The organism is Teichococcus aerophilus (genome assembly GCF_014490485.1).
GTDB lineage: Bacteria > Pseudomonadota > Alphaproteobacteria > Acetobacterales > Acetobacteraceae > Pseudoroseomonas > Pseudoroseomonas aerophila.
On sequence record NZ_JACTVA010000054.1, the window covers coordinates 1 to 15,798 of the forward strand.

The following is a 15,798-nucleotide window of genomic DNA, read 5'->3' on the forward strand; positions in this document are numbered from 1 at the left end:
GCGCCGGGCTGCGGGACCTGCTGCCGGAGGGCGCGCCGGCCGGCGAACCGGTGCGCCCGCCGCCGCCGGACGCCCCCCCGTTGCTGGAGGTGACGGGGCTGGTCAAGGCCTATCCCCGCCCGCTGGCCGCCGGCTGGTGGAAGCGTGGCGCGGCCGCGCCGCCGGTGCGCGCGGTGGACGGCATCTCCTTCGCCATCCGGCGGGGCGAGAGCGTCGGGCTGGTGGGCGAATCCGGCTGCGGCAAGTCCACCACCTCCACCATGCTGATGCGGCTGATCGACAAGACCGAGGGCAGCATCCGCTTCGATGGGCAGGAGATCGGCGACATCCCGCCGCGCGCCTTCACCCGCTCGCCGCTGCGCGCCCGCATCCAGATGGTGTTCCAGGACCCGACCGACAGCCTGAACCCGCGCTACACGGCGGAACGCGCCATCGCGGACCCCATCCTGCGCCTCGGCGGCCGCGCCGCGCGGGCCGGGCTGCGGGCGCGGTGCGAGGAGTTGGCCGGGCTGGTCGGGCTGCCGGTGGAATTGCTGGGCCGGTTGCCGCACCAGCTCTCCGGCGGGCAGAAGGCGCGCGTCGGCATCGCCCGCGCCATCGCGCTGAACCCGGACCTGGTAGTGCTGGACGAGCCGACGGCGGCGCTGGACGTCTCCGTGCAGGCGGTGGTGCTGAATCTGCTGCAGGACCTGAAGGCGCGGCTGGGGATGAGCTACCTCTTCGTCAGCCACGACCTGCACGTGGTGCGGCTGCTCTGCGACCGGGTCATCGTCATGCGCGCCGGCCGAATCGTCGAGGAAGGGCCGACCGCCGAGGTGATGGAACGCCCTCGCCACGACTACACGCGCGAATTGCTGGCCGCCGCGCCGGAACCGCCGTGACCAGCCTCGCTACGCTGAACGCCGCCAGCGCCGGGGATTTCGCAACGGCGCTGGACGGCATCTTCGAGCGCGCCCCCTGGGTCGCCACCGCCGCCGCCGCCGCCCGGCCCTTCGCCAATGCGGCGTCCCTGCACGCCGCCCTGATGCGGGCGCTGCGCGATGCGGGCGAGCCCGCCTGCCGCGCCTTCCTGAACGGCCACGAGCCGCTGGTGGCGGGCCCCCTGCCGGAGAGCCTCACCGCATCCTCCCGCCACGAGCAGGGCGACCTGAAGCTGGGCGCGCTGATCGGCAGCGGGGCGCTGGCGGCGCTGAACGCCCGGTACCACCAGCGCTTCGGCTTCCCCTTCGTCATCGCCCTGCGCCGCCACACGGCGGCGAACGTGCTGCGGGAACTGCATCGGCGCCTCGCGGCCGACCCGGCCGCCGAGTTGCAGGCCGCGCTGGCGGAGGTCGGGCATGTCACCCGCTATCGCCTGCTGGCCCGGCTGGGCGAGGCGCCTTCTCCCGGCAGCATCGTCGCGGAATTGGCGCGCCCCTCGCCCAATGGTTCCGTGCTGCTGCTGGCGCGGGAAGGTCAGGTGATCGCGCGGCGCGCGCTGGCGCCGGGCAGCCATGGCCCGGTGTCGCTCTGGCAGGAAGCGCCGTTGCGGTTGGGGCATTACCGGCTGACGCTCGGGGAGCGCGAATACGACATTTGGCCTGAAGCGTCGGAGGGCGAGAATCTGGTTTCGCTGTCTGGAAGCGATGATTGAGAGGGGCGCTGCCCCTCTCAAACTCTCCCCGCCAAAGGCCTGAGGCCTTTGGGAACCCTTTTGTTCAGGCCAGAACGAAAGGCAAGGCGGGTTCTCAAGTTTGGCGTTCTAACAGCAAGGTCAGGGAGAGAAATTCCCGTACAAACCTGCACGTTTGCGCAATCTATGTTTCCGAGCGCCCGTGGCGGGCGGGCGCTACACGTCGATGCAATGGTACTGTCACTCATGGTCGAAGCGCGACCGAGCCCACGGCGTGTCCGAACATAGACAGAAGAAAGAAGGGGGTTCAGGGGAATTCATTCCCCTGACCTTCTGCCCCGCACAATCCCAGGACACGCCCTGGTTCCCCATCCCGCGACCGCGCCCTCAGGCCTCACCCGGGATCGTATCCCCTGCCGGGCGAGGTCGAAGAGGCAGCACCCCCTCGAGCCCAACCGTCAACGAAAAGGCCTCAGCCCTCCGCCATCAGGCTCACATGCGCCGCCACGACCTTCCAACCGTCCGGAAAGCGCACCCAGCTCTGGCTCTGCCGACCGCGCCGGCCACTGGCCAGCAGGACGTATTCGGTGTTGGCCACGCCGAAGTCGCGGCCGAAGGTGGTGATGATGGTGTTCTCCAACCGGCGCGCGCGCTGCTTGTGTTCGGCCGGGGTGCGGGCGGCGCGGAAGGCGGCGATCTGCGCGTGGCCGTACAGGTTCTCGGCCACGCCGTAGCGCAGGGTGCGCGTGTCGTCCCAGAAGCTGTCGTCCAGCACCTGGACGTCGTTCTCCTCCAGCCCGCGGTCGTAGCGCTCGAAGGCGGCGCGCAGTTCGGCCACCGCCTCGGGGTTGTTGATCTCGGTCACGTCAGGCATCGGTGCGGTTCCTCAGATGTCAGCCGGAGATGCGGGCGCGTTCCAGCGCCTCGGCAATGGCCACCAGCTTCGCATCCTGGCCGTGCCAGGCAAGGATGGACAGGCCGCACGGCTTGCCCCCCGCCAGGCCCAGCGGCAGGCTGAGCTGCGGCAGGCCCGCGAAGCCGGCGAAGGACGTGAGTTGGCTGATCCGCTCGGACAGCGCGTCCAGCTCATGCAACGGCAAGCCCAGCGGCGGCGCTGTGAAGGGCGTGGTCGGCAGGCAGAGGATGGCGCCGCCTTCCAGCAGGTCCCGCGCCCGGGCCAGCACGCGCTGGCGCAGGCTGGCCGCTTCCGCCGCCTGCGCATCGGTGAAGCCGGAGGCGATGGTCAGGTTGCGCGCCACGTTGAAGGCGAAGCAGGGATTGGCGGCGTCGATCCAGTCGCGGAAGGTGCGCCAGCCTTCGTGCCGCTGCAGGATGTTGCGCTGCGCGCTCCACACCGCCAGTTCGCCCGGCTCCGCCAGCGTCATGGTGCGTGGCGGGTGGCCCAGCACGCGGGCCAGCAGTTCCACCGGCGCGGCCAGCGCGTCCCGCACCTCGGCATCGGCCAGGGCGAAGGCATCTTCGGCCACCAGCAGCGGCGCAGGTGCCAGGGCGGGAATTGGCTCGCCCAACATCACCTCGGCCACGCGGGAGAAGGTCGCGGCATCGCGGGTGAACCAGCCCACGGTGTCGAAGCTCGGCGCCTGGGCACAGACGCCGGCGAAGGGGATGCGCCCATGGGTGGTGCGCAGCCCGTGCAGCCCGCACAGGCTGGCCGGCACCCGGACCGAGCCGCCGGTATCCGTGCCCAGCGCGATGTCGCAATCCCCTGCCGCGACGGCGGAGGCCGAGCCGCTGGAGGAGCCGCCCGGCAGGCAGCCCGGCGCCGCGGGGTTGGCGGGCGTGCCGTAGAACTGATTGAAGCCGAGGATGCCGAGCGAGATCTCGCAGGTCACCGTCTTGCCCACGAGCTCTGCCCCAGCCTCCAGCAAGGTGCTGACCGCCCAGGCATGCGCCTGCGGCACCGGGTGGGTGCGCTCCCAATCCGGGTTGCCGGCGCCGGTCGGCGTACCGGCGACATCGAACAGGTCCTTCGCCGCGAAGGTCAGCCCGGCGAGCGGCCCGGTGGTGGCACCGGCCAGGTGGTAGCGCGGTCCGGGGAGGAAGGCGTCGTCTGTGGTGTTCTTCATGGGCCGAGCCTAGCAAGACCCAGGCCGGCTGGCGCCAGTGCCGTCGCGTGCAGTGGCTGCGCGGTTGCGGCCCGGTAGCCGGAGGTTGGTGGGCACCGAAGCTGCGCGGGCCATGGCCGGTGCAGCCTTAGCGTGGCGGCCCAGGTCTGCGGCAGGGGCCGAATCGCCGTCCGCACAGGCGGCTTCCAAACAGCAGGGCCGAACCGTGCCGCCAGGCCCGACATCCAGGCTCTACCACCTGGAAATCAGGCGCCGGGACCGGGTCCGACCACCTATTCCAATCGGCGACCTTGCCCTTCACGCCTCTCAATCCGCGCCCGGCGCGGGTCCGCCATGCCGTTCCCAGGCAACAACGGCCGAAGTGCCCCACCAGGCGTCCAAAAGAAGAGCGGAAGATGGAAAACGGCCCGCCACACCCCATTATAAAGGTTGTAACTTTCCCGTTCTTACTGGCTATTGCAGCGCGTGAAGAACCACGCCGGGCTGTTACGCTCAAACTTCTCTGGCTTGCCCAGGAAGATTTTTTAATCGGCATCGCCCAGAGCGAAGCCTCATGACAGGACTTCCCCGTGACACAGAACAAGGTGAGCGCCGCCAGCGCAAGCGCGGCCGCCAATACTGACGAGTTGGAGACGGAGATCCTCTACCTCGCCAAGCGGCACCGCGTATCCCCGGCCATCGTGCGTGAGATTATCCGTCGCTCCGGCAACAGCGAGCGCGGTTCGGTCGAGCGTGAGATCGAGAAGGGCAAGGCACGTCGCTAGGACGCGCCGGACGGCGTGATGCGGGCGGAATAGCCCAGCCCATCACGCCCAAGGGCCATGAAGGCCCTTGAGAGGGGAACGGCAGCAGCCGGTTCCCGTAGGAAGTGCCGGCTGCGAACGTCGCAGCCGACTGGATCCAGCCTCCCCGCCTGCCGGGCACCACCGGTGCCCAGGGCGGGCCAGGGCTTAGCGGCGGCGGGCCTGCCGCGCCGCGTAACGGGCGTCCCGCGCGGCCTTCTGCAACGCAGGCAGGGCGGCGGCATGCTCGGCGGCAGCAGCGGCAGCGGCCGCTTCCTCAGCAGCCTGGACCTTGCGGGCCTCGACCGCGGCGGCCTTCTCGGCGGCCAGACGGGCAGCCTCGGCCTCGCGCGCCACGCGGCGCTCGGCATTGCGGGCATCGCGCGCCTCGGCGATGGCCTTGCGCTCCGCCTGCTGCTTCAGCATCTCCGGATCGTTCGGCCCGGGACGAGCACGAAAACGCTCTAGCATCGCCTCCTTGGCCTTGGCGGCTGCTGCCAGCCGGTCATTGACGGAATCATTCTTTTGGGGGGTCATGCGCCTCCCTTACCAAATTTGCGCCCGGACTCATAGGACTGGTTCCCGCGGTGGCGCAGACCGAAGCCAGGCTCCAGCTTTCTGCCAGGCAGCCTCTCGGTTGTTTCGCCCCGTGGCACGCGCCGGCAAACGGCGGGAAAGTCCTTGACCTGATCCATTGCGTCCCTTAACTAAGAATCATTCTTAGTCGCAACTCTCGCAGCACGGCCACCCGGCGCACCGTCCCAGCCGCGATCCGATTCCCGCACTCCTCTCGGATCGACCGTGAAGCCTGACCGAACGATGAGATACCGCCCGTTTCCTGCAGGGGAGGAACCGGGCGGAGCGAGCAGAAGGCCGGGTCCCAGGACCCGGCCTTCTTCCGCGGCCGCCTGAAGGGGGGCGCGCGGGCGGCTTTCGCACACGGGCAGGGTGTGCGGTTCCGGCTCGCATCCCCCTTCCCTTTCCGCCCGGCACCACGACAATACCGTTCGCTCCATGCCCGCCCCGCCATCGGCGGCCAGCCATGGCGTTGCCGCCGCAGCCTCACGCAGCTGTGCAGGTGCCGCATGCAGCCGCCACGGCCTTCGCGGTTTTCCCAAGTGGCCCGCCGGCCGCCGGGTCCTCCACGGGCCTGCGCCAGGGCCCCACGCCGCCACGGTCTCTCGGCAGGCTAGGGCGGCCAGAAAGGAAACAGGATGCGCGTCACCCTGCCTGCCATCGTCACCTGCCTCGCCCTCGCCCCACTCGGCCTCCAGGCCCAGCCGGCCCCGCAGCCGGTGGCGCCCCGACTGGTCATCGGCGCCCCAGGCCAGTGCCAGATGACCGTCCAGGGCGCCGCACGCCCCTGCTCCAGCGGGCTGGTCTATGTGCATCACAGCAACGGCAGCATCCTGCTTTCCGTCCAGTCCGGCCGCGACGTCACCATCGGCTTCGAGGCCGACAGGGACAGCCAGCCGAAGCCGGAGGAATACACCCTCAACCTGACGCGGATGCATACCTCGATCGACGGCCGCACGGCCGCCAAGGTGGTGACCGGTACCTGCCAGATCAGCATGTCCACCGACGGCCAGACCTGGCACCGCGCCGTCTGCCGCGCCACGGACCGCAGCAACCAGGAAACCGTGATGACCTTCACCGGCAATGGCCGCCCGGTTACGGCCGCCCGCCCCGGCCAGGAAGGCCAGGCACCCGCCGCCCCGCCGCCCCGCCAGCCGGCACCGTCGACCAAGGGCTGAGGGGAGCGAGGAAGGCCGGGAAGGAATTCCCCAGACCCCATCTTTTTTCTGCGAGTTGGGGTTGGGCTGAACGATTGGGTCGGTGCCGGATAATGCCTCGAGAAGGAACGCGATCCTTTATCCAATGGACACGAGCCTTGGCAGGCCAGCTCAGCGGCCACCTCTTTGCAAGCCCCTTCGATCTTGGCGCGAATGGCTTGGTGCATGGCCTGCGGCGCTTGAGATCCAGCGAGGATCAAGCGCTCCACCTTGGTGGCCAGGCGTAGACACAAAAGAAAGGGCCGGGGAATGTCTTCCCCGGCCCTTTCTGCGTCTCATCCACACCCGCCCGTCGGCGGTGCCACCCTCACACGTCCAGGTTGGCAACCTTCAACGCATTGCCGACGATGAACTCGCGGCGCGGTTCAACGACGTCACCCATCAGGGTGGAGAACACCTCCTCGGCATCCGCGATATCGTCCACCCGCACCTGCAGCAGGGTCCGCACCGCCGGGTCTAGCGTGGTCTTCCACAACTGGTCGGGGTTCATCTCACCCAGGCCTTTGAAGCGCTGGATGGCCAGGCCCTTGCGGCCCTGCGCCAGCACGCGCTCGAAGGCCGCCAGCGGGCCGGCGACCTCACTGCTGGTGCTCTCCAGCGCCAGGGTGGCGGGGCTGGACCAGGCGGTGGCCAGCACGTCCCGCCGCTCGTCCAGCCAGCGGGCATCGCCGTTGCGCAGGCCGGCGGCATCCAGCGTATGGCGCTCCGCCACGCCACGCACCGTGCGGCCCATGGTCAGGGTGGAACCGGCCGAGACTTTCCAGCCGCGCTCGGTGGGCAGGGAAATGGCATCCAGCCGCTGCGCCAGCACCTGGGCCGCGGCATCGGCCTTGGTCGGGTCCAGCGTCAGCGCACCGGCGATGGCGGCCTGCTCCAGCAGCTCGGCAGGCACGACGGTGGCCAGGCGTCGCAGGCGGCCGGCAGTCTGGCGCAGGCCTTCCACGCTCTCCTTCACCTCGTCGCCTTCGATGACGCGGCCATCGGCGAAGCTCATCTTCGCGTTGTGCAGCGCCTTCTCCAGCAGGAAATCCTCCAGCGCGCGGTCGTCCTTCAGGTACCGCTCCTCATTGCCGCGCTTGGCGCGGTAGAGCGGCGGCTGCGCGATGTAGAGGTGGCCGCGCGCCAGCAATTCCGGCATCTGCCGGAAGAAGAAGGTCAGCAGCAGCGTGCGGATGTGGGAACCGTCCACGTCCGCGTCGGTCATGATGACGATGCGGTGGTAGCGCAGCTTGTCGGCCGAGAAGCCGCCACGATCCACCGGCCCGGTGCCGATGCCGGTGCCGAGCGCGGTGATCAGCGTGCCGATCTCGGCGGAGGACAGCATCTTGTCCAGCCGCGCGCGCTCCACGTTCAGGATCTTGCCCTTCAGCGGCAGGATCGCCTGGAAGCGGCGGTCGCGGCCCTGCTTGGCGGAACCACCGGCCGAGTCACCCTCGACCAGGAAGATCTCGCATTGGGCGGGGTCCTTCTCCTGGCAATCGGCCAGCTTGCCGGGCAGGGTCGAGATGTCGAGCGCGTTCTTGCGCCCCACCTTCTCCCGCGCCAGCTGCGCCGCCTTGCGGGCGGCAGCGGCCAGCACGACCTGGTCCAGCACCAGCCTGGTTTCCTTCGGGTGCGTCTCGAACCAGTGGGAGAGCGCGTCGGCGACGGCCATCTGCACCACCGGCTGCACTTCGGAGGACACCAGCTTGTCCTTGGTCTGGCTGGAGAATTTCGGATCGGGCACCTTGACGGAAAGCACCGCCGTCAGCCCTTCCCGCATATCCTCGCCGGAGAGCTCGACCTTCTCCTTCTTCGCCATGTCCTCGGCGTATTTGGAGACGATGCGCGTCAGCGCCTGGCGGAAGCCGGCCTGGTGCGTGCCGCCATCCCGCTGCGGGATGTTGTTGGTGAAGCACAGCACCTGCTCGTGCGGCGTGTTGTTCCACCACATCGCCAGCTCGACCTTGATGCCGACCTGGTCGTCCTTCGCCACCAGGCTGACCGGCGGCTTGAAGATCGGTTCCTTGCTGCGGTCCAGCCATTCCACGAAGGCGACGAGGCCGCCATGGAACAGGAACTTCACTTCCTTGGCCGGGATCTCGTCCGTCACCACCCGCTCGTCGCGCAGGTTGATGGCGAGGCCGGAATTCAGGAAGGCCAACTCGCGCAGGCGCCGTTCCAGGATCGGGAACTCGTACTCGGTCTTGGTGAAGGTGCCGCTGCTCGGCTTGAACGTCACTTCGGTGCCATTGGGCTCGTCGGAAGGCCCGACGACCACCAGCGGCTTGACGGTGTCGCCATGCTCGAAGCGGATGAAATGCTCCTTGCCGTCGCGCCAGATGCGCACGTCCATCCATTCGGACAGCGCGTTCACCACCGCGGCGCCGACACCGTGCAGGCCGCCGGAAACCTTGTAGGAATTCTGGTTGAACTTGCCGCCGGCATGCAGGCGCGTCAGCACCACCTCGGCGGCGGAGACGCCTTCCTCGGCATGCAGGTCGGTCGGGATGCCGCGGCCATTGTCCCGCACCGTCACGCTGCCATCGGGGTTCAGCACGACGTCGCAGCGGTCGGCGAAGCCGGCCTGGGCCTCGTCCACGGCGTTGTCGATGATCTCGAAGGCCATGTGGTGCAGGCCGGACCCGTCATCGGTATCGCCGATATACATGCCGGGCCGCTTCCGGACCGCTTCCAGACCGCGCAACACGGTGATGGAGGCGCTGTCATAGGCGTCCGCCTGTTGAGGGGACGGCGCGCTCACGGGCTCACTCATGCCTGCGGGAAACTCCTGGGTCTGGATAGGGTGGAAACCGACATTTTATAGCCGGTTATGCCGCGTTCGGCACGGGGAAATCGGTAGCCTGTATAAGCCCGCCAGGCCTTGCGGTAAAAGCCTCCGCCAGCCCGTGCAGGGGGGCGAAGGGCTGCAGCTCGGTCCCGGTCAGGAAACATTGCGCCGGCAGCTCGGCCAGGGCGGCGAACAGCGCCTCCCGCCGCCCGGGGTCCAGATGCGCCGCCACCTCGTCCAGCAACAGCAGCGGGGCGAAGCCGCGCCGCGCCCGCACCAGCGCGGCCTGCGCCAGCACCACCGCCACCAACAGCGCCTTCTGTTCCCCGGTCGAGCACAACTCGGCTGGAATATCCTTTGGCAACAGCACCATGCGCAGGTCGGTACGGTGCGCGCCCTGGCGTGCGCCACCGGCGGCCGCATCGCGCGGGCGGTCGGTGGCCAGGCCGTAGCGCAGAGCGTCCTCCACCGCCAACGCCGGCTGCGCGTCCAGCGCGGCGGCGATCGGGCACAGCAGGTCCAGCCGCGCCGCCGGGAAGGCGCCGGCCACCCCGGCCTCCAGCACCCCATTCAGCCGCGAGGCCAGGGAACGGCGGGCCGCCACCGCCGCCACCGCGTGGCGCGCCATCGTATCCTCCAGCGCCGCCAGCCAGCCGGCATCGCGCCGCCCTTCGGCCAGCAGGCGGTTGCGCTGGGTCATCGCCGCGTCATGCGCCGCCACGTCCCGCGCGTGGGTGGGCTCCAGCGCCCAGACCAGCCGGTCCAGGAAGCGCCGGCGGCCGGAAGCGGCCTCCTGGAACAGCCGGTCCATCTGCGGGGTCAGCCACAGCGTGGCGGAATGCCGGGCGATCTCGGCCTGGTTGCGCACCGGCCCGCCATCCAGGCGGAAGCTGCGCCGGTCCTGCCCCGCCTCGGCCCCTGTGCCGATGACCACCGCGCCTTCCGGCCCCTCGAAATGCCCGGCGACGGCCCAGCCCAGGCTCTCCTCGCCTTCCCGGCGCCCCAGTTCGGCACCCTTGGCGGCGCGCAGGCCGCGCCCGGGGCCCAGCAGGCTGATCGCTTCCAGCAGATTGGTCTTGCCCACGCCGTTCGGCCCCGCCACCACGACGATGCGGCCGGCGATCGCCTGGTCCAGCGTGGCGTAGCTGCGGAAATCCTGCAGCATCAGGCGGGTGAGGCGGAGCGTGGGGGCGGTCACCCCCGCCATTTAGAGCATTTCCGCCCCCGGGGAAAATAGCGCCGCGCCCGCCGGCACCGCCCAGGCTTGCCCGGGTACCGCCGCCTTTCCCGTTGACGGCCCATTCCGCCTGCTATTCCATAACGATAACGAATCAAGCAGGCCCGCGCCATGAAACGACTCGTCGTCTGCTTCGATGGCACCTGGAACAATGCCGATAGCGGCGTGGCGGACACCAACGTCGCTCGCATGGCCCGCGCGGTGCGCGCCACCAGCGGCGACGTGCCGCAGCTCACGCTCTACCTGCGCGGCGTCGGTTCCACCGGCATCGCCCTGCAGAAGCTGATCGAGGGCGCCACTGGCGAGGGAATCGACGACAATATCCGCTCCGCCTACATGTTCCTGGCGCAGAACTACCTGCCGCCCGAGGCACTGCCGGGCTATGCGGGGGATGAGATCTTCGTCTTCGGCTTCTCGCGCGGCGCCTTCTCCGCCCGCAGCCTGGCGGGCTTCGTCGGCAGTTGCGGCCTGCTGAAGCGGCAGCGCCTGGATGCCATCGCCGATGCCTGGTCCTACTACCGCAAGGTCAGGACCCGCAGTCCGGAAGATTTCGCCAGCCGGATCGGCGGCACGGCTCCCAACCACCCGGATATCAGCATCGCCTTCCTCGGCGTGTGGGACACGGTCGGCGCGCTCGGCATTCCCGGCACCATGCTCAACCGGCTGACTGCTTCCGACTACCAGTTCCACGATACCAAGCCCTCCCGCGTCGTCCGCATCGGCCGCCATGCCCTGGCGATCGACGAACACCGCGATGAATTCGAGCCAACGCTGTGGACCGCCCCCGCCCCGGCGGGCTGCGACATCCAGCAGGTCTGGTTCCCGGGCGCGCATTCCGATGTCGGTGGCGGCTACCAGCAACTGGCTGGCATGTCCCGGCTGGCCAACGCCCCGCTGCGCTGGATGGCGGACGAGGCCATCCAGGCCGGCCTGGCCCTGGACGAGGAGATGCTGCCCCAGCCCGACGCGTGCGACCCGCTGGCACCCCACCACGAATCCCGCCTCAACCTCTCCCGCAAGGACCGGCTGACCCCGACCATCCGCCAGATGCTGGGTCGCGTCCCCGATATCGGCCTGCTGGAACGGCTCTACCAGCCGATGAGCGAGAAGGGCGCCAAGCTGCAGCCGGTGAACGAAAGCCTGCATCCCAGCGCGGCCACGCGCTACGGCCAGACGGTGCTGCTGCTGGCCAACGACGCCGACCAGAAGGGCGAGACGATCACCTACGCCCCCAAGAACCTGCGGGCGGCGCTGGGCCAGTAGAGCGTGATGGCCTGAGGTGGCATCACCGAAAGCCTGAATCACGCGACCCAAGACAGGCATAGAGCATGGTGCGTGAACGCAGCATGCTCCGCAGCCGGGCGCGAAATTCGCACCCCGGCGCGGCGGGCCGCGTTATCGTGGCCTCTCCCGCTCCTGGAAGCCTTCGCCATGCGCGTCGTACCTCGCCTTGTCCTTCCCCTGGTCCTGCTGGCGGCACTGGCCGCCTGTGGCGAGACGGCCACGCTGCCGGTGGAGGCCGGCACCGGCCCCAACCCGCAGCTACCGGCGCCCAACCCCACCCTGCTGCCCACGGTGAACATCGCCCCCGCCCGCGGCTGGGCGGAAGGCGCCCTGCCCATCCCTGCCCCGGGCCTGCGCGTCGCCGTCTTCGCCGCAGGGCTGGACCATCCCCGCTGGGTCTATGTGCTGCCGAACGGCGACGTGCTGGTGGCCGAGAGCAATGCGCCCCCGAAGCCGGAGGACGAAGGCGGCGGCATCCGCAAATGGGTGATGGGGCTGGTGATGCGCCGCGCCGGCGCCGGCGTGCCCAGCGCCAACCGCATCACCCTGCTGCGCGACGCCGATGGCGACGGCGTAGCCGAAACGCGCGAGACCTTCCTCTCCGGCCTCAACTCGCCCTTCGGCATGGCGCTGGTCGGCAACGACCTCTACGTCGCCAATACCGATGCGGTGCTGCGCTTCCCCTACCAGCCGGGCCAGACGCGCATCGATGCCCCCGGCACCCGGCTGGTGGAGCTGCCCGGCGGCCCCATCAACCATCACTGGACCAAGAACCTCATCGCGAGCCTAGATGGCACGCGGCTCTACGTCACCGTCGGTTCCAACAGCAATGTCGGCGAACGCGGCATGGAGGCCGAGGCCGGCCGCGCCGCCATCTGGGAAGTGGACCGCGCCACCGGCGCCCACCGCATCTTCGCCTCCGGCCTGCGCAACCCCAACGGCATGGGGTGGGAACCGGTCAGCGGCGCCCTGTGGACCGCGGTCAACGAGCGTGACGAGATCGGCAGCGACCTGGTGCCGGACTACATGACCTCCGTCCGCGACGGCGGCTTCTACGGTTGGCCCTACAGCTATTTCGGCCAGCACGTGGATACGCGGGTGGAGCCGCCGCGGCCCGACCTGGTGGCCCGCGCCCTGGTGCCGGACTACGCCCTGGGGCCACATACGGCCTCGCTCGGCCTGGCCTTCGCCAGGCCGCCAGGGCTGACGCCGGCCTTCGCCAGCGGCGCCTTCATCGGCCAGCACGGCTCCTGGAACCGCCGTCCGCCCAGCGGCTACAAGGTCGTCTTCATCCCGTTCGCCAACGGCCGCCCCAACGGCCCGCCCGTGGACGTGCTGAGCGGCTTCCTTGACACCAACGGCAACGCCCAGGGCCGGCCCGTGGGCGTGGCGCTGGACCACCGCGACGGCCTGCTGGTGGCCGACGACGTCGGCAACCGCATCTTCCGGGTGGATGCAGCGCGGTAGGGGCGACGTTTTGCTTTGAACGGAGGGGTAAAGGCCAGGCCGGGGAAGGAATTCCCCGGGCCCCTTCTTTTGTTTTCTCGAGTTTTTGGCAGGGGCTTTGGTGTGAGCGGGTCTGCCTTGAGACCTGGGGGCGCCTTTTCCGCGCCCGAGCCTCCGGTGAGGAGCGATGCAGGGTCGGGCCAGGGCGACTCTGCCGCCTGCGGCTCCCGCCTGACGGGTGTCTCATCCATTCCAGGCGGAAGCAGGGTATTTTATATCAGGCTCGTTGGAGTGGACGCACACCCGCCGCCGGGCGAAGCCCATAAACAAAATCTCTGCCACCAGCTGCGTATTGCGCGGGCGAAAGATCATAAGAAATTCGCCTGCGGCAAGCATAAGCTTCAAGGAATGGCGCAAAATTCAGTAGGCGAGCCTTGCTCCGAACCCATCAGGCACACGGCCCGTCAGGACGCCTCCAACCGCCCAACCCTTGATCCCCTAAACCGCAAAAAAAGATGAGGGTGGCCTGGAGGGAGAATTCCTTCTCCCTCCAGCCTTCCAGCCCGCGCGGAACGTCCCGCTCCGGGCCAGGCAGCCCGTTGGTAGCGCTTAGCGCGCCGGGCGCGGCTGACCCTGGCCCTGTGGCTGACCTTGGCCTTGTGGCTGACCTTGGCCTTGTGCCTGCTGCATGTTGCGGTAGCCCGCCGGCAGGGTGAAGCGCGCGGTGTCCTGCGCGCTGGTGGAGACGGTCTGCGCTTCGATGCGCACTTGCTGGCCGGCCGGGGTGCGGGCTTCCAGCCGCAGCATCAGGCTGCCATCGGTGACGCAGACGGTGCCCTCGCCTTCCTGCTGGCTGGCGAATTTCCAGATGGTGCAGGGCTGGCTAGCCACGGTGTCCGTGCCGGCTTCCGTCAGTTGCACGCCGGCCGGCAGGCGCGGCGCGGCCTTGGCGGCGGCTTCGGCGGGCAGGGGCATGTAGGCGCGCTGTTCCTCCACCACCATGAAGGCGCGCTGGTCGCGCTGTTCCAGCAGCAGCCAGCCGGGGAACATGGCGGAATCGATCCGCACCTTACCGGCACCGACATTCCAGGCGATGATCATGGTGCCCGAGGGCTGGCCCGTAGCCTGCACCGCATAGGTCACCGCGGCGTCGGTGGAGGGGGTCAGGCTGGTGGGTGCCTCCTTCGCCTGGGCGAGCGCTGGCACGGCCAGCAGCGAAAGCGTCAGCGCGGCGATGGTGTGCTTCATCCGATCCTCATGCGGTTGTGGGCGCGGCAAGGCCATGGCCCTGGCGGTCATGCACCAAGCGTGGCGAGCCGACTGATCGCGGTCGAGTAGGTGGTGGCGTGTGGGTGCGATCCCGCCCTAGCTGCGCCGCCCGGGCGCCGGTGCCAAGGCGCGGGGGGAACACGTTCCCGGTAGCATCCCGCTCCGGCAACGCTCCCGGCGGGGCCTTGGCCGCCACTTGCATGGCCGGGCGGTCCGGGTTCGTCCCGCCCGGCTGGCGCCGGGCGGGGGTCGGAGGCGGTGAGGCCTCAGACGCGCATCGGCATCAGCACGTACAGCGCCTCGGGCTTGGCCGCATCCACCACGACGGTGGGGGCGGAGCCATCGGCGAAGCGGAACTCCACCTTCTCGGCGATCTGGTCGGTGATGTCGGACAGGTAGCGCGCCTGGAAGCCGATTTCGATGCCGGTGCCGCTGTAGGAGATGCTGTCGCCATCCAGCTCCTCCTCCGCCTGGCCCTGGTCGGGGCTGCTGGCGGTCAGGGTCAGGCTATCGGCCTTCAGGCTCAGCTTCACCGGGCGGGACCGCTCGGAGGAAATGGCCGCCACGCGGGCCACCGCCTCGGCGAAGGCCTTCTTGTCCACCGTCAGGATCTTGTCGTTCCCGCGCGGAATGACGCGATCGTATTCCGGGAACGTACCATCGATCAGCTTGCTGGTCAGGTGCACCGAGCCGAAGGCGAAGCGGATCTTGGTGTCGGAGAGCTTGATCTCCACCGGGTCGTGGCTCTCTTCCGCCAGCTTGCGGATCTCGTTGACCGTCTTGCGCGGGATGATGACGCCCGGCATCCCGGCGGCACCCTCCGGCAACGGCTCCTCGACGCGCGCCAGGCGGTGGCCGTCCGTCGCCACCGCCCGCAGCACCGGCTGCCCTTCGGATTCGGTCGCGTGGATATAGATGCCGTTCAGGTAGTAGCGCGTCTCCTCGGTGGAGATGGCGAACTTCGTGCGGTCCACCAGCTCGCGCAGCGTCAGCGCCGGCAGTTCGAAGCTGTGCGGCAGCTTGCCTTCGGTCATGGAGGGGAAGTCCTCCACCGGCAGCACCATCAGGCTGGTGGCGAAGCGGCCGGCGCGCAGCGCCAGCGGCGCATCGCCGCCCGGATGGTCCAGCTCCACCTTCGCGCCGTCCGGCAGCTTGCGGACGATCTCGTACAGCGTCGCCGCCGGCGCCGTGGTGCGGCCGGCGCGGGTGACGGTGACGCCCGGCACGGCCTCGACGATGGCAATCTCCATATCCGTCGCGGTCATGGTCAGCGCGCCCTCATGGGCGGCCAGCATCACATTGGCCAGGATGGGGATGGTGTTGCGGCGCTCGACCACGCTCTGCACATGCGCCAGGGCCTTGAGCAGCACGGCCCGATCCACCGAGAACTTCATGGCTTGTGCAATCCCGTGACGAAGCGGGCGCCCGACTCAGGGCGCCCGGGTGATGAAAGAGCCGGTTTATCTATCAGGGCCGCACGGGCCGGGAAAGCCGCCCTGCGTCGTTTCCCGCCCCATG

14 protein-coding genes are annotated in these 15,798 nt (G+C 69.3%); 7 read left to right on the forward strand and 7 right to left on the reverse strand.

Annotated elements, in window-relative coordinates:
* Together IBL26_RS21265 and uraD are read left to right on the forward strand one after the other, a co-directional pair.
* Positions 1–881: ATP-binding cassette domain-containing protein (locus IBL26_RS21265; RefSeq protein ID WP_187786528.1), on the forward strand; the 881-nt coding region annotated here is incomplete at its 5' end.
* On the forward strand, positions 878–1,633 hold the full coding sequence (uraD, locus tag IBL26_RS21270; RefSeq protein ID WP_187786529.1) for a 2-oxo-4-hydroxy-4-carboxy-5-ureidoimidazoline decarboxylase: 756 nt from the start codon (positions 878–880) through the stop codon (positions 1,631–1,633). The genes IBL26_RS21265 and uraD, both read left to right, overlap by 4 nt.
* 451 nt (positions 1,634–2,084) lie before the next feature.
* On the opposite strand, the gene hpxZ is transcribed toward uraD, so the two are convergent.
* Complete coding sequence (gene hpxZ, locus IBL26_RS21275) at positions 2,085–2,486, reverse strand: oxalurate catabolism protein HpxZ (RefSeq protein WP_187786530.1); 402 nt, start codon at positions 2,484–2,486, stop codon at positions 2,085–2,087.
* A 19-nt stretch (positions 2,487–2,505) separates the two neighbouring features.
* On the reverse strand, positions 2,506–3,699 hold the full coding sequence (locus tag IBL26_RS21280; protein ID WP_187786531.1) for an amidase: 1,194 nt from the start codon (positions 3,697–3,699) through the stop codon (positions 2,506–2,508).
* A 395-nt stretch (positions 3,700–4,094) separates the two neighbouring features.
* Between IBL26_RS21280 and IBL26_RS21285 the strand changes: the two genes are divergently transcribed.
* Both IBL26_RS21285 and IBL26_RS21290 read left to right on the forward strand, forming a co-directional pair.
* Positions 4,095–4,256: a hypothetical protein gene (locus IBL26_RS21285; protein ID WP_187786532.1), complete on the forward strand. Its 162-nt coding sequence runs from the start codon at positions 4,095–4,097 to the stop codon at positions 4,254–4,256.
* Between the two features lie 12 nt (positions 4,257–4,268).
* On the forward strand, positions 4,269–4,463 hold the full coding sequence (locus tag IBL26_RS21290; RefSeq protein ID WP_187786533.1) for a hypothetical protein: 195 nt from the start codon (positions 4,269–4,271) through the stop codon (positions 4,461–4,463).
* A 186-nt stretch (positions 4,464–4,649) separates the two neighbouring features.
* Here IBL26_RS21290 and IBL26_RS21295 read toward each other — a convergent pair whose 3' ends face one another.
* Entirely contained in the window at positions 4,650–5,018 is a 369-nt protein-coding gene (locus tag IBL26_RS21295; protein ID WP_187786534.1) for a DUF6481 family protein, read from the reverse strand.
* Between the two features lie 677 nt (positions 5,019–5,695).
* Here IBL26_RS21295 and IBL26_RS21300 point away from each other — a divergent pair.
* Positions 5,696–6,235, forward strand: coding sequence for a hypothetical protein (locus tag IBL26_RS21300; protein ID WP_187786535.1), 540 nt, complete (start codon positions 5,696–5,698; stop codon positions 6,233–6,235).
* Positions 6,236–6,581: 346 nt separating this feature from the next.
* On the opposite strand, the gene gyrB is transcribed toward IBL26_RS21300, so the two are convergent.
* Positions 6,582–9,029, reverse strand: coding sequence for a DNA topoisomerase (ATP-hydrolyzing) subunit B (gyrB, locus tag IBL26_RS21305; protein WP_187786536.1), 2,448 nt, complete (start codon positions 9,027–9,029; stop codon positions 6,582–6,584).
* A 55-nt stretch (positions 9,030–9,084) separates the two neighbouring features.
* On the reverse strand, positions 9,085–10,251 hold the full coding sequence (gene recF / locus IBL26_RS21310) for a DNA replication/repair protein RecF (protein ID WP_187786537.1): 1,167 nt from the start codon (positions 10,249–10,251) through the stop codon (positions 9,085–9,087).
* 141 nt (positions 10,252–10,392) lie between these two features.
* Here recF and IBL26_RS21315 point away from each other — a divergent pair, with 141 nt between their 5' ends.
* The gene (locus IBL26_RS21315) at positions 10,393–11,544 is read left to right on the forward strand and encodes a DUF2235 domain-containing protein (protein ID WP_187786538.1); all 1,152 of its coding nucleotides are present in this window, start codon (positions 10,393–10,395) and stop codon (positions 11,542–11,544) included.
* A gap of 168 nt (positions 11,545–11,712) precedes the next feature.
* The gene (locus IBL26_RS21320; protein ID WP_187786539.1) at positions 11,713–13,032 is read left to right on the forward strand and encodes a PQQ-dependent sugar dehydrogenase; all 1,320 of its coding nucleotides are present in this window, start codon (positions 11,713–11,715) and stop codon (positions 13,030–13,032) included.
* A 588-nt stretch (positions 13,033–13,620) separates the two neighbouring features.
* On the opposite strand, the gene IBL26_RS21325 is transcribed toward IBL26_RS21320, so the two are convergent.
* Both IBL26_RS21325 and dnaN read right to left on the reverse strand, forming a co-directional pair.
* Positions 13,621–14,259 (reverse strand): DUF4412 domain-containing protein, encoded by a 639-nt coding sequence (locus IBL26_RS21325; protein WP_187786540.1) that lies wholly within the window; start codon positions 14,257–14,259, stop codon positions 13,621–13,623.
* Positions 14,260–14,546: 287 nt separating this feature from the next.
* Positions 14,547–15,674, reverse strand: a complete 1,128-nt coding sequence (gene dnaN, locus IBL26_RS21330) for a DNA polymerase III subunit beta (protein ID WP_187786541.1) — start codon at positions 15,672–15,674, stop codon at positions 14,547–14,549.
* Positions 15,675–15,798 lie beyond the last annotated feature (124 nt).

Excerpts from the sequence above, each read along its gene's own strand:
- hpxZ (WP_187786530.1), bottom strand. The coding sequence starts at position 2,486 with ATGCCTGACGTGACCGAGATCAACAACCCCGAGGCGGTGGCCGAACTG.
- IBL26_RS21280 (WP_187786531.1), bottom strand. The coding sequence starts at position 3,699 with ATGAAGAACACCACAGACGACGCCTTCCTCCCCGGACCGCGCTACCAC.
- IBL26_RS21285 (WP_187786532.1), top strand. The coding sequence starts at position 4,095 with ATGGAAAACGGCCCGCCACACCCCATTATAAAGGTTGTAACTTTCCCG.
- IBL26_RS21295 (WP_187786534.1), bottom strand. The coding sequence starts at position 5,018 with ATGACCCCCCAAAAGAATGATTCCGTCAATGACCGGCTGGCAGCAGCC.
- IBL26_RS21300 (WP_187786535.1), top strand. The coding sequence starts at position 5,696 with ATGCGCGTCACCCTGCCTGCCATCGTCACCTGCCTCGCCCTCGCCCCA.
- gyrB (WP_187786536.1), bottom strand. The coding sequence starts at position 9,029 with ATGAGTGAGCCCGTGAGCGCGCCGTCCCCTCAACAGGCGGACGCCTAT.
- recF (WP_187786537.1), bottom strand. The coding sequence starts at position 10,251 with ATGGCGGGGGTGACCGCCCCCACGCTCCGCCTCACCCGCCTGATGCTG.
- IBL26_RS21315 (WP_187786538.1), top strand. The coding sequence starts at position 10,393 with ATGAAACGACTCGTCGTCTGCTTCGATGGCACCTGGAACAATGCCGAT.
- IBL26_RS21320 (WP_187786539.1), top strand. The coding sequence starts at position 11,713 with ATGCGCGTCGTACCTCGCCTTGTCCTTCCCCTGGTCCTGCTGGCGGCA.
- IBL26_RS21325 (WP_187786540.1), bottom strand. The coding sequence starts at position 14,259 with ATGAAGCACACCATCGCCGCGCTGACGCTTTCGCTGCTGGCCGTGCCA.
- dnaN (WP_187786541.1), bottom strand. The coding sequence starts at position 15,674 with ATGAAGTTCTCGGTGGATCGGGCCGTGCTGCTCAAGGCCCTGGCGCAT.